Genomic DNA, 11946 nt, shown 5'->3' with positions numbered 1-11946 from the left:
CGACCCCTTCTGGACCACCGGCGAGGGCGGGCTCGGCGGCAGCACCGTCGACGTCGGCGCCGATCTGACGCTGCCGCTGTGGGGGTACTCCCTGGGCAAGCGGACCGGCGTCAGCTACCTCACGCCCACCGGCATCGGCACGACCCTCGCCTTCACCGCCCCCGGCGGCCGGCTGCGCGCCACCGCCGAGCACACCTTCGACGCGGGGGAGGGCACCCGGGATTACTCCGTCTCCTTCGCCCTCACCGACGGCGGCCCGGTGGCACCCGCCGCCGACTACCGCTCCTACCTCGCCGAGCGCGGGAAGCTCGGCAGCCTGCGGCGGAAGATCGGGAAGAACCCGGCCACCGGACGGCTCCTCGGCGCCTTCCACGCCTACACCTGGGGCGCCGCCCGCCGGGCCCCCGCCGTCGCGGAGCTCAAGAGGCTGGGCATCGACCGCATGTGGCTCGGCTACGACGGGGAGCCCTACCCCGGCAGGGCGGCGGTGAGCGCGGCGAAGAAGGCCGGGTACCTCATCGGCCCCTACGACTCCTTCGCCAACGGGCAGGACCCGGCGACCGCCGACGCCCCGAACGCCGTCTGGCCCGGCACCGTCTACCCCGACTTCTGCGTACGCGACGCCGAGGGCGCCCCGGAGACCGGCTTCGGCGGCCGCGGCTGCTACCTCAGCTCGCGCGCCTTCGAGCGGGCCGAGCCGCGCCGCCACTACCTCCGCGACCGCACCCGGGCCATGACCGCCAACGGCTCGAACAGCTACTTCCTCGACGTCGACGCCACCGGTGAGCTCTTCCGCGACCACGGCGAGGGCCACCGGATGACCAAGGGGCAGGACCGGGCCTACCGCCTGGCGCGGATGCGGCGCATCGCGGGCCGGGGCCTCGTCCTCGGCTCGGAGACCGCCCAGCCCTGGGCGAACGAGGCACTCGCCTTCGACCACGGCGGGGCCACCCCGGTCGCCGACGGCCTGTGGAAGCTCCAGAAGGACCGCGAGAAGTGGGGCGGCTACGTCCCCGCGAACGCCCCCGGCGTCTTCTTCAGGCCCGTCGACCTCCCGGCCGGCCTGGCCGAGGCGATGTACGACCCCCGCTACCGCGCCCCGCTCTACGAGACCGCGCTGCACGGCTCGCTGGTGAACACCGAGCGCTGGGAGCTCTCGTACGAGAAGCTGCCCCGGCAGAAGAAGGACCGGGCGCTGCTCGCGATGCTCTACAACATTCCGCTCAACTACGTCCTGGACGGCGCCTCGCTGAAGGAGCACGGCCGGGAGATGGCCGCGCTCCAGAAGTACTTCTCGCCCCTGCACCGGGCCGCGGGCACCGAGCGGCTCACCTCCTTCCACAGGCTGACCGGCGACCGCACGGTCCAGCGCACGGTCTTCGGCAGGGGCACGCTGACCGTCACGGCCAACTTCGGCACCACCGCGTACGAGGGGCTGCCGGGCGGCTGCGCCGACGCCCGCCTCAAGGGCGACGACGCGCCGCGCCGGCTCTGTCCGGCGGAGCTCACCAGGAGCTAGGCCCTAGGGGCGCAGCTCCTGGGTGCAGCACTTCACACTGCCGCCGCCCTTGAGCAGCTCACTCAGGTCCATCCCGATGGGCTCGAAGCCACGGGACCGCAGCGGGTCGTAGAGCCCGACCGCGGCCTGGGGGAGCAGGACGTGGCGGCCGTCGGAGACGGCGTTGAGGCCGAGCGCCTCGGCGTCGGGCTCCTCGGCGATCAGCGCGTCGGGGAAGAGCCGCCGCAGGACCGCCCGGCTGCCCGGCGAGAAGGCGGCGGGGTAGTACATGACCTCGTCCGCCGCGTCGTCCAGGACGGCGAGCGCGGTGTCCAGGTGGTAGTAGCGGGGGTCGATCAGGTCGAGGCCGATGACCGGGCGGCCGAAGAACTCCTGTGCCTCGCCGTGCGAGAGCGGGCTGGCCCGGAAGCCGCGCCCGGCGAGTACGTAGGAGGACGTGACGGCGAAGTCGCCCTCGCCCTCGTTGATGTGCAGGGGCTCGTGGAGCTCGGTGAAGCCGTGGTCGCGGAACCACTCCAGGTGGGCCGCGGCCTCCGCCTCGCGCTCGCGGTAGGCGAAGCGGGCGCCGAGCACCCGTCCGTCGACGACGGTCGCGCCGTTCGCCGCGTAGACCATGTCCGGCAGCTCGCGGCGGGGGACGAGCTCCTCGACGGTGTGGCCGAGCGAGCGGTAGCGGTCACGCAGGTCTTCCCACTGGGCGACGGCCAGCGGTACGTCGACGGGCTTGGCGGGGTCCATCCAGGGGTTGATGGAGTAAGTGACCTTGAAGTGTGCCGGTGGGCACATCAGATAGCGCCGGGGTGTGGCGCGCCGAGGAGAGCGAGGAAAACGGGACAACGAAGGCTCCTCACGACCGCAGGGTCAGGTGCTGCCCCGGGTGGGGTCAGCTCAGCCCATGGTGAGGCAGGAGCCGCCCGTTGTGGGGCAGTTGCTGTCATGGTGCGGTGCGGGCCCGCTCCGCGCTGTGCACCGAACGGGTGGTTGCCCGGCCATTCGACGAGACGCCGCGTCTTGTAAAGACGGTACGTCTCGGACCGGCGCTGCTACATTCGAAGGCATGGCCCAGAAGACCGTCCCTGACTCCACGCGCCGCAGCGAACGTTCGCGCCGCGCCATCTACGACGCCGCCCTCGCCCTCGTCCACGAGACCGGATACGCCAAGCTGACGATCGAGGCCATCGCCGCACGCGCGGGCGTCGGCAAGCAGACGATCTACCGCTGGTGGCCGTCGAAGGGCGCCGTCCTGCTCGACGCCTTCCTCGACCTCGCCGCACAGGCCAACGCCGAGGCGAACGAGAAGGCGGGCCACGAGGTGGTCCAGGCCGAGATCACCGACTCCGGCGACCTGGAGGCGGACCTCAAGTACGTGATGCGCGCCACCGTCGACGAGTTCAACGACCCCAAGTACGACGCGCCCTACCGCGCGCTCGCCGCCGAGGGCCTCCTCAACCCCGAGCTCGGCGCCGAGTTCGTGGAGAAGCTCCTCGAACCGCAGCTCCAGCTCTTCGTCCGGCGGGTCCGCGCGGCACAGGAGGCGGGGCACGTGCTGCCGGACGTGGACCCCCGTATCGCCCTGGAGCTGTGGTCGAGCCCGCTCGCGCAGCGCTGGCTGATGCGCTCGGGCCCCCTCACCCACGACTACGCGGACAAGCTCGTCGAGTACGCGCTGTACGGCATCGCCCCTTCTCGACCGTAATACGGCGGAATATCACCCGAGGTTGCTGTCGTCCCGGTCACCCCGGTTGTCGGCTCCGGCCCCCGAAGGCGCAGGATGGTGGGACCATGGGTCATGCTTTCGGCACAACGGCGAGGTGAGGGGCTAGATGGTCGCGGAGTTCGGCAGCCGGTCCGGCGGGCGGAGCAGGTTTTCCCAGTGGCTGCGCCGTCCCCCCAAGGACACGGCGGGTGATGAGCGGGCCCGCGAGGACCTGCTGCTCGCCGCCGCGGCGGCCGGATTCCCCCTCGCCCCCGCCGCGTATCCCTCGGGGTACCGGTGTTCGTGCGACCGCATCGGCTGCCCCACGCCCGCCCGGCACCCCGTCTCCTTCGCCTGGCAGACGCAGTCCACGACCGACCGCGGCCAGATCGAGCGCTGGGCCCGCCATCAGCCGCAGGCCAACTTCATCACCGCGACCGGCATGGTCCACGACGTCCTCGACGTGCCGCTCGACGCGGGCCGCGAGGCCCTTGAGCGGCTGCTCGCCGCCGGTATCGAGGTCGGTCCCGTCGCCGAGTCCGACGACGGCCGCATGCTCTTCTGCACCGCGACCCGCGGCACCCCCGAGGACGAGGACGAGTGGTGGCCGTGTGAGCTCGACTGCCACCCCGAGACGATGGACGAGCACCCCGGCCTGCGCTGGCACTGCCGCGGTTCCTACGTCCTCGTACCGCCCGCCACGCTCCCCGGCGACCTGGGGATGCGCTGGGTGCGCGGCCCCGAGCACCCGCTGCCCGACCCGCTGACGCTCCTGGAGACGCTCACCGACGAGTGCGCCCGGGTCGCGGGCGAGCCGCAGCAGGACGCCGCGGCCTGGCCGCTGCGGGGCTGACCCCGGCCGGGGCCGTCAGTCCCCCTTGGCCCCGGTGAGGCCCTGGATGCGGCCGATGAAGGCCACCTTGCCGCCGCGCTCCGCGGGGTCGACGACGACCTGGTTCGAGACGCGCTCCAGGGTCACCGACTGCTTGGCCTCGCCCTTCAGGAGCGCCTTCACGTTCGGGTCCAGCTTCAGGTCGAGCCCCTTGGCCGCCGTCTGCTTCTCGTAGTGGTGCGTGGAGAAGAAGACCATCGCGCCACCGTCCTTGGTGCGCAGCCCCACGGGCGCGAACATGCCGCCGTTCATCGGGTAGTCGAGGTACTGCACGCCCACGCCGAGCCGCTTGGTGTTGCGGTCGCGGAACGCCTTCCACTTCGTGGTGTGCGGGCCGGGCTCGAAGGCGGAGCCGCCCGACTTCAGATACGCCGTGTACTTCTCGCCGAGATCCTTCGGCCTCAGCGCGAGACCCGCCTCGCCGGCCGGCACCGGCTCGGCCCAGCCGTCCGCGTCCTTCTTCAGTTCGGGCATGTCACGGGGCGCGACGAGGTTCAGATAGGACGCCTCCCAGAGCTGGTCGGGCCCGCCCTTGGTGAAGATCCACACCCAGCGGACGTCCGAGCGGCGGTTGGCCTCGGTGTCGGCCATGAACCAGCGCGGCCAGCCGGCCTTCTTCGGGATCGCGTACGTGACGTCCGACAGCTCAAGCGGCACGTGGGAGGGGTTGCCGTCGGGGTGCTGCACGCGCTTGGCCTCCAGACCGCCCTGGTTGATGGCGCCCAGCGGTCCGGTGACGCGGCCCGCGTCCAGCGCCGGATCGAAGGCCTTGTCGGCCTTGTTGTACGCGGTGAGGAACTCCTTGAGGGCGCGCTTCGCCTCGGACTTCGTGGCCGAGGGCACGACCTCGCGCTCGCCGTGGACGGTCACGCAGCCGCTCGCGGTCAGCGCCAGCGCGCTCACCGCCGCCGACGCGAGCACCGGACGGCCCAGCACGCGAACCCTGCGAACCTTGCTCATCGGATGTCCTCACCTACCCCTTCCCGGGGCCGAACCATATCGGGCCCGGGAAGGGGTGCGGCCAGGCGGTCGGGGTTCAGGGAGTCTGGAGGTTCCCGGCGTAGACCCAGGCGCGCGAGCTGGAGGCGTTGGGGTCGCCGTAGTACCACTTGTTGCCGTGCTTGTTGGTGGTGTAGCAGCGGGCGTAGAAGCCCTCGAAGCTGGAGAGGTGCTTCTTCTTGGTGTAGTTGGAGCCCGGTCCGCTCCACGTCTGGGCGCCGAACGACGAGGCGATCATCTGCGTGTTCCTGATGTTCACCGTGCAGGCCGAACCGCCGACGGCGGAGGCGCCGGTCGCCGTCATGAGCGTGCCGCCGAGCGCCAGCGCCGTGGCCGCGGTCACCGTGGCCAGAGTCTTCCCGAGACGGGAACTACGCATGGGTATGTCCTTGTTGGCTAGTTGATCAATGGACGAACGGCGATCATAGGCACGGGAGTTCGGCCCGCGACGGGCCGGGTCAGCCCTGTTCCGGAACCGTTGCTTTGTCCGCGTTCTGTGCCGCACGCGGAGTCCGTCCCGCTGGGGCGAAGAAGAACAGCAGGGTCGGGACCAGGTACAACAGCCAGATCACGACCTGGATCACCGTCGGGTCGGGCTGGAAGTTGAAGACGCCCTTCAGAAGGGTGCCGTACCAGCTGTCCGGCGGGATCGTCGCGCTGATGTCGAACGCCTTGCTCTGGAGGCCGCCGATGAACCCCGCCTCCTGGAGGTCGTGCACGCCGTAGGCGAGGACGCCCGCCGCCACCACGACGAGCATCGCGCCGGTCCACGTGAAGAACTTCGCGAGGTCGATGCGGACCGCGCCCCGGTAGAACAGCCAGCCGAGCGCGACCGCCGTGAGCAGGCCGAGGACCACACCGAGCAGCGGCCCGTGCGAACCGTCGCTGGAGGCCCGCACCGACGCCCACACGAACAGCGCCGTCTCCAGGCCCTCCCGGCCCACCGCGAGGAACGCCGTGGCCACCAGCGCCGCCGTGCCCATCCGGAGCGCCGCGTCGAGCCTGCCGTGCAGCTCGGCCCGCAGGTGCCGCGCCGTGCGCCGCATCCAGAAGACCATCCACGTCACCAGGCCCACCGCGACGATCGACAGCGAACCGCCGAGCGCCTCCTGCGCCTCGAACGTCAGCTCCCGCGAGCCGAAGGTCAGCGCGCACCCGAAACCGAGCGCCAGCGCCACCGCGACCCCGATGCCCGTCCACACCGGCACCAGCGCGTCCCGCCGCTCCGTCTTCACCAGATAGGCGATGAGGATGCAGACGACCAGACTGGCCTCAAGACCCTCGCGCAGACCGATCAGATAGTTGCCGAACACCGGCGCTCACGCCCCCTCGGAGAACAGGCCCCTGCCCCACCAGTCGTCCTTGTCACGGACGCCCGGCGGGACCGCGAAGACCGCGGAGCCCACGTGCTGGATGTACTCGTTGAGCGCGTCGGCGCGCGCCAGGTTCCGCTGGACCGGGATGAAGCCGGTGCGCGGGTCCCGCTGGTAGGCGAGGAAGAACAGCCCGGCGTCCAGGCGGCCGAGCCCATCGGTGCCGTCCGTGAAGGAGTAGCCGCGGCGCAAAATCGTCGCCCCGTCGTTGGCGTCGGGGTGGGCGAGCCGTACGTGCGCGTCCGGCTTCATCGCCTTCAGGAACGGCTCGTCGCGCTCCTTGGCCTTCCCGACGGGCGCGCCCGCCTTCTTGTCGCGCCCGAACACGTCCTCCTGCTCGCCGAGCGAGGTCCGGTCCCAGGTCTCGACGTTCATGCGGATGCGCCGCGCCACCAGGTACGAGCCGCCCGTCATCCAGCCCGGCCCGTCCTTCTCCCCGGCCCACACATGCCGGGCGAGGGCGGCCGGGTCGGTGCCGGAGATGTTGCGCGTGCCGTCCTTGAACCCGAAGAGGTTGCGGGGGGTCTGCGCGTCCGGCGTCGTGGAGGAGGTCTTGCCGAAGCCGAGCTGCGACCAGCGCACGGCGACCTTCCCGAAGCCGATGCGGGCGAGGTTGCGGACGGCGTGCACGGCGACCTGCGGGTCGTCCGCGCAGGCCTGCACGCACAGGTCGCCGCCGCTGCGCCCCTTGTCGAGGTTGTCGCCGGGGAACTTCGGCAGGTCGACCAGGGCGTCGGGACGCCGGTCCGCGAGGCCGAACTTCTGGAACAACGAGGGTCCGAAGCCGATGGTCAGGGTCAGCCGTGACGGCTTGAGGCCGAGGGCCTCACCGGTGTCGTCCGGCGGCGCCTCGGCGAGCCCGCCGTACGCGCCCTCGCCGACCGTGTGCCCGGCCGTCATCCGCGCCGCGGCGGCCGTCCAGTCCTTCAGGAGCCGCACGAACTCCTCGCGGTCGTCCGTCTTCACGTCGAACGCCGCGAAGTGCAGGCGGTCCTGCACGGCGGTCGCGATACCGGCCTGGTGCGGGCCGTGGAAGGGGACGGCCGCCCCCGCCTCGGCGGCGGCCGACACCTCGTCGCCGCCGGTCAGCGCGACCGCGCCGCCCGCCGCCGCCGCGCCGACCGCGAGTCCGGCGCCGCCCCAGCCGAGCAGCGTGCGCCGCGACGGCGTACGGGATTCGTCCTTGGGCACGGCTGTGTTCCCCCTGCCGGTCACTTCGTCTTCGCGACGGCGCCGGCGAGCTTCGAAAGGGGCTCGGCGAGCGCGTTCACGCCGTCGTGCAGCTCCTTGCGGTCCGCCTTGCCGACCTTGTCGTAGGAGGTGTACGCGTAGGAGTCCGGGCCGCCGTGGCGGTACGCGGCGAGGAGCTTGTCCAGGGCGGCGAACTGCTTGTCCAGCTCCTTGGTCAGCTCCGCGTCGTTCTCGGCGACGACGGGCTTCAGGAGCGCGTACGACTTGTAAGCACCCTCGACGTTGGCCTTGAAGTCGACCAGGTCGGTGTGGGAGTAGCGCTCCTCCTCGCCGGTGACCTTGCCGGTGGCGACCTCGTCGAGCAGCTCCTTGGCGCCGTTGGCCATGGAGGTCGGGGTGATCACGGCCTTGCCGACGCGGTTCTGCCAGTCCTTCAGGTCCTTGTCGAGCAGGGTCGCGAGCTCCTTCTCCCGCTTGCCGATCCTCTTGTCCTGCCACAGGGCCCGCTCCAGACGGTGCCAGCCCGTCCAGTCCTTCTCCGGGTCCTGGTCCTCCTCCAGGCCGTCCTCGCGGACGTCGACCCTGGGGTCGATGTCGCCGAAGGACTCCGCCACCGGCTCGGTGCGCTCCCAGCCGATGCGGGAGTCCGCGTACGCCTTCTTCGCGGCGGCCAGATCGCCGTCGCGCACGGCGTCGGTGAAGACCTTCACCTTGGGCAGGGTGGCGTCGGCCTGCGCCTGGGCGTAGCCCCGGTACGCGGCGACGGCCTCGTCCAGGCGCGGGTCCCGCTTCGCGGTGCCGCCGCCGGAGACGGTGACCTGCTGGCGGATGCCGTCGCCCTTCATGCCGGGCTTGCACGCGATCTCGTACGAACCGGCCTTCACCTCGGCGGTGAGCTTCTGCTTCGTGCCGGGGCCGATGTTCTCGCGCTCGGAGACGATGCGGTCGTCGGGGAAGAGGATGTAGACCTCGGTGACCTTGGAGCCCTTGTTCTCGATGGCGAGCTCGACGTGTCCGGCGGTGAGCTTCTTCCTGGAGACCTCGCAGGCGTCGTCGCTCGCCGTGACGCGCACGCTGTTCGCGCCGCCGCCCTTGGCGTCGCTCTTCTCGGTGCAGCCGGTCACGGCGGTCAGGGCCGCGACGGCGGCGACGGCCGTGAGGGCGGGCAGACGGGCGGGACGCACGGGGCGCACGGATCGCATGGGGAGGCTCCAGGACAGGACCAGGACGGGACCGGACGGGACACGGACGGGCGCCGGACCCCACCGTGAGCCGGTGAGGCGGACCTAACTTAACCGAGCCTTACCTCGGTGATACCCGCCCGTTCCGTGATTCAGCTCTCAAGTCGAGCCCCCGCTCACGGGCCGATCACGGGTGTCCGATGAATGCCCCTCGACCTGGTAAAGCACCGGTCAAGCAGCCCCTGACCGCGAGGCCGCGGACCCGGCGTGATCCGCCCCTGCCCGCGGTGATGCTTGAATGCGCGGGTGACGGAACCACTCGACCCATCAGGCGGCCACGACGGCTACGACGTCCTGCGTGTCTTCTGCGGGCCCGACGGCCGGCACGGCAACGAACTCGGTGTCGTGCGCGACGGGGCCCGCCTGCGTGCCCGGGCGGACCGCCAGGCGTTCGCCGCGAAGCTCGGCTTCAGCGAGACGGTGTTCGTCGACGACCCCGAGCGGGGCGTCATCGACATCTACACCCCCACCCTGCGGCTGCCCTTCGCGGGCCACCCCTGCGTCGGCACGTCCTGGCTCCTGGACGTGCCCGAACTCAGCACGCCCGCGGGCGTGGTGGAGGCCCGCCAGGACGGGGAGTTCACCTGGATCTCGGCGCGCGCGGAGTGGGCGCCGCCGAGGACGCTGCGCCGGTACGGGAGCGCGGCGGAGGTCGACGCCCTCGACGTGCCGCCGCCGGGCGAGTGGATCTACGCCTGGGCCTGGCAGGACGAGGCCGCGGGCCGCGTACGGGCGAGGGCCTTCCCCGGCCGCGACGACGGCATCACGGAGGACGAGGCCACGGGCGCGGCGGCCCTCCTGCTCACCCATGCACTGGACCGGGCCCTCAACATCACCCAGGGCCGGGGCTCCCAGCTCCTGACGGCACCGGGCCCGGACGGAGTGATCGAGGTGGGCGGCAGAGTGCGCTTCGCGCCGGGCGGCCCCTCCGGCGTCTGAGGAGCGGGGGCCCGGGGCAGGCAGCGCCCCCGAGTCCCTCGCGCTCACGCGGAGAGCGGGAACTCCTGGCCGAGCTCGAGGAAGACCCGCGTATTCAGCGCGAAAGCGGTCTTGCACTCGTCGACGATCCGCTTGCGCTCCAGCTCGTCCCGGACGACGGTGTCGATCCCGTCGAGCAGTTCGCGGTACCCCCGCTTGACCGCGGCCGGGTTGGCGATGCCCTCGAACACGTAGAACCGCACGCCGTCGCCCTTGCGCGCGAAGCCCCAGGTCTGCTCGGCCCTGCCGCGGATGATCTGACCGCCGGAGAGGTCGCCGAGGTAGCGCGTGTAGTGGTGGGCCACATAGCCGCCGGGCCAGGTGCGCGCGCACTCCGCCACGCGTGCGGCGTACGCGGTGGTGGCGGGCAGCGGCGCCGCGCTCGCGCGCCAGTCCGCGCCCCGCAGATGCGCCAGATCGCGCTCCAGCTCGCTCACGCGGTTCAGCTCGGGCCGTATGAACGGGCCCGCCACCGGGTCGTCGCGCAGCGCCTCGGCGCCGTCCTCCAGGGCGCGGTACACGAACCAGAGCTGCTCGGTGTAGCGCGCGTAGGCCTCGACGCCGAGTCTGCCGCCGAGCAGGTCGCTCATGAACGTCGAGGTCTCGGCCTCGGTGTGCTGCTCGTGCGACGCGGTGCGGATGACCGTCGAGAAGGGCGTGAGCGGCGTGTCCATGAGGGACCTCCAGGGGAGCCGGGAAGGACGGGTCCGCGGAAACCGGTGACCCCGGCCGATCATCTAAGTTAGGCTCGCCTAAGTCAACCGGTTCCCGACAGCCTGTCGGCAAAAAAGCTACCCTCTCCCGGCCCCCGGAACCTCCCGTTCAGTGAATTCCGCTCGGGCCCTTGACTCAGGGCAGCGTGAGGACCTCCGCGCCGGTGTCCGTCACGACCAGGGTGTGCTCGAACTGCGCCGTCCGCTTCCGGTCCTTGGTGACGACGGTCCAGCCGTCCTCCCACATGTCGTACTCGTGCGTGCCGAGCGTCAGCATCGGCTCGATCGTGAACGTCATGCCGGGCTGGATGACGGTCGTGGCGTGCGGGCTGTCGTAGTGCGGGACGATCAGGCCGGAGTGGAAGGACGTGTTGATGCCGTGGCCGGTGAAGTCGCGGACCACGCCGTAGCCGAAGCGCTTGGCGTAGGACTCGATGACCCGGCCGATGATGTTGATCTGGCGGCCCGGCTTGACGGCCTTGATCGCGCGGTCGAGGGACTCGCGGGTCCGCTCGACGAGCAGCCTCGACTCCTCGTCGACGTCGCCGACGAGATACGTGGCGTTGTTGTCGCCGTGCACACCGCCGATGTACGCCGTGACGTCGAGGTTGATGATGTCGCCGTCACGCAGGACGGTGGAGTCGGGGATGCCGTGGCAGATGACCTCGTTGACCGAACTGCACAGCGACTTCTGGAAGCCGCGGTAGCCCAGCGTCGAGGGGTAGGCGCCGTGGTCGCACATGTACTCGTGCGCCACCCGGTCCAGCTCATCGGTGGTGACGCCGGGCGCGATGTGCTTCGCGGCCTCTTCCATGGCGCGGGCGGCGATGCGTCCCGCGGTGCGCATGAGCTCAATGGTCTCGGGGGTCTGCACCTCGGGCCCCGTGTACGGGGTGGGCGCGGGTTTACCCACGTACTCCGGGCGCCTGATGTTGCCGGGTACGGAACGGATGGGGGAGAGCTCCCCGGGTACGAGCAGTGACTGGCCAGACATGCCAGCGAGTCTAGCCAGCCCTCCTGGGGCAGCATGGCGTCAGAGGACGTACCGGGTACGAGAGGACGTGGGTCATGGCACTGTTCAAGAAGCGGACGGCCGGAAAGCCGGGCGAGTGGTTCTACTGCATCGAGCACCACAAGGTCGAGGAGGGCCCGGACTGCCCCGGCAAGGACCGCATGGGCCCCTACGCCTCGCGCGCGGACGCGGAACAGGCGATGCGCACCGCCGCCGAACGCAACCTGGAGTGGGAGAACGACCCGCGCTGGCACGACACCGTCGGCCGGGGCGAGGACGAGTAGCCGCCACCGGACCGCCGACGCGGCGGCGCTGCCCCGCCTGGTCTCCTA

13 protein-coding genes are annotated in these 11946 nt (G+C 71.3%); 5 read left to right on the top strand and 8 right to left on the bottom strand.

The features are described from left to right. On the top strand, nucleotides 1-1519 hold a 1519-nt coding region (locus AB8Z36_RS14150; RefSeq protein WP_369213629.1), incomplete at its 5' end, for a glycoside hydrolase. Between the two features lie 3 nt (nucleotides 1520-1522). Here the strand turns inward: AB8Z36_RS14150 and ddaH are convergent. Continuing rightward, nucleotides 1523-2356 (bottom strand): dimethylargininase, encoded by an 834-nt coding sequence (gene ddaH, locus AB8Z36_RS14145; RefSeq protein WP_369213628.1) that lies wholly within the window; start codon nucleotides 2354-2356, stop codon nucleotides 1523-1525. A gap of 220 nt (nucleotides 2357-2576) precedes the next feature. Here ddaH and AB8Z36_RS14140 point away from each other — a divergent pair, with 220 nt between their 5' ends. Both AB8Z36_RS14140 and AB8Z36_RS14135 read left to right on the top strand, forming a co-directional pair. Further along, nucleotides 2577-3215: a TetR/AcrR family transcriptional regulator gene (locus AB8Z36_RS14140; protein WP_369213627.1), complete on the top strand. Its 639-nt coding sequence runs from the start codon at nucleotides 2577-2579 to the stop codon at nucleotides 3213-3215. A gap of 127 nt (nucleotides 3216-3342) precedes the next feature. Next, nucleotides 3343-4068: a bifunctional DNA primase/polymerase gene (locus tag AB8Z36_RS14135; protein ID WP_369213626.1), complete on the top strand. Its 726-nt coding sequence runs from the start codon at nucleotides 3343-3345 to the stop codon at nucleotides 4066-4068. Between the two features lie 15 nt (nucleotides 4069-4083). On the opposite strand, the gene AB8Z36_RS14130 is transcribed toward AB8Z36_RS14135, so the two are convergent. From AB8Z36_RS14130 to efeO, 5 genes are all read right to left on the bottom strand, one after another. Continuing rightward, nucleotides 4084-5067: a hypothetical protein gene (locus AB8Z36_RS14130; RefSeq protein ID WP_369213625.1), complete on the bottom strand. Its 984-nt coding sequence runs from the start codon at nucleotides 5065-5067 to the stop codon at nucleotides 4084-4086. A gap of 76 nt (nucleotides 5068-5143) precedes the next feature. After that, nucleotides 5144-5485, bottom strand: coding sequence for a hypothetical protein (locus AB8Z36_RS14125; RefSeq protein ID WP_369213624.1), 342 nt, complete (start codon nucleotides 5483-5485; stop codon nucleotides 5144-5146). A gap of 79 nt (nucleotides 5486-5564) precedes the next feature. Then, nucleotides 5565-6419 (bottom strand): iron uptake transporter permease EfeU, encoded by an 855-nt coding sequence (gene efeU, locus AB8Z36_RS14120; protein WP_369213623.1) that lies wholly within the window; start codon nucleotides 6417-6419, stop codon nucleotides 5565-5567. A gap of 6 nt (nucleotides 6420-6425) precedes the next feature. Then, entirely contained in the window at nucleotides 6426-7670 is a 1245-nt protein-coding gene (gene efeB / locus AB8Z36_RS14115) for an iron uptake transporter deferrochelatase/peroxidase subunit (protein WP_369213622.1), read from the bottom strand. A 20-nt stretch (nucleotides 7671-7690) separates the two neighbouring features. Next, on the bottom strand, nucleotides 7691-8854 hold the full coding sequence (gene efeO / locus AB8Z36_RS14110) for an iron uptake system protein EfeO (RefSeq protein ID WP_440581914.1): 1164 nt from the start codon (nucleotides 8852-8854) through the stop codon (nucleotides 7691-7693). A gap of 303 nt (nucleotides 8855-9157) precedes the next feature. Here efeO and AB8Z36_RS14105 point away from each other — a divergent pair, with 303 nt between their 5' ends. Next, nucleotides 9158-9850: a PhzF family phenazine biosynthesis protein gene (locus AB8Z36_RS14105; protein ID WP_369213620.1), complete on the top strand. Its 693-nt coding sequence runs from the start codon at nucleotides 9158-9160 to the stop codon at nucleotides 9848-9850. Between the two features lie 44 nt (nucleotides 9851-9894). Here the strand turns inward: AB8Z36_RS14105 and AB8Z36_RS14100 are convergent, their stop codons facing one another. Together AB8Z36_RS14100 and map are read right to left on the bottom strand one after the other, a co-directional pair. Continuing rightward, nucleotides 9895-10563: a heme oxygenase (biliverdin-producing) gene (locus AB8Z36_RS14100; protein WP_369213619.1), complete on the bottom strand. Its 669-nt coding sequence runs from the start codon at nucleotides 10561-10563 to the stop codon at nucleotides 9895-9897. Between the two features lie 175 nt (nucleotides 10564-10738). Beyond that, the gene (gene map / locus AB8Z36_RS14095; protein ID WP_369213618.1) at nucleotides 10739-11596 is read right to left on the bottom strand and encodes a type I methionyl aminopeptidase; all 858 of its coding nucleotides are present in this window, start codon (nucleotides 11594-11596) and stop codon (nucleotides 10739-10741) included. A gap of 74 nt (nucleotides 11597-11670) precedes the next feature. Between map and AB8Z36_RS14090 the strand changes: the two genes are divergently transcribed. Continuing rightward, nucleotides 11671-11898, top strand: a complete 228-nt coding sequence (locus AB8Z36_RS14090) for a hypothetical protein (RefSeq protein ID WP_369213617.1) — start codon at nucleotides 11671-11673, stop codon at nucleotides 11896-11898. Nucleotides 11899-11946: the final 48 nt, after the last annotated feature.

This window comes from Streptomyces flavofungini (assembly GCF_041028215.1).
GTDB lineage: Bacteria > Actinomycetota > Actinomycetes > Streptomycetales > Streptomycetaceae > Streptomyces > Streptomyces flavofungini_B.
Note: the sequence above shows the minus strand (reverse complement) of the source record. Positions and strands in the feature narration are given on the sequence as shown.

Coding starts and splice junctions, on each gene's coding strand:
- AB8Z36_RS14140 (WP_369213627.1), top strand. CDS start 2,577: ATGGCCCAGAAGACCGTCCCTGACTCCACGCGCCGCAGCGAACGTTCG.
- AB8Z36_RS14135 (WP_369213626.1), top strand. CDS start 3,343: ATGGTCGCGGAGTTCGGCAGCCGGTCCGGCGGGCGGAGCAGGTTTTCC.
- AB8Z36_RS14130 (WP_369213625.1), bottom strand. CDS start 5,067: ATGAGCAAGGTTCGCAGGGTTCGCGTGCTGGGCCGTCCGGTGCTCGCG.
- AB8Z36_RS14125 (WP_369213624.1), bottom strand. CDS start 5,485: ATGCGTAGTTCCCGTCTCGGGAAGACTCTGGCCACGGTGACCGCGGCC.
- AB8Z36_RS14100 (WP_369213619.1), bottom strand. CDS start 10,563: ATGGACACGCCGCTCACGCCCTTCTCGACGGTCATCCGCACCGCGTCG.
- map (WP_369213618.1), bottom strand. CDS start 11,596: ATGTCTGGCCAGTCACTGCTCGTACCCGGGGAGCTCTCCCCCATCCGT.
- AB8Z36_RS14090 (WP_369213617.1), top strand. CDS start 11,671: ATGGCACTGTTCAAGAAGCGGACGGCCGGAAAGCCGGGCGAGTGGTTC.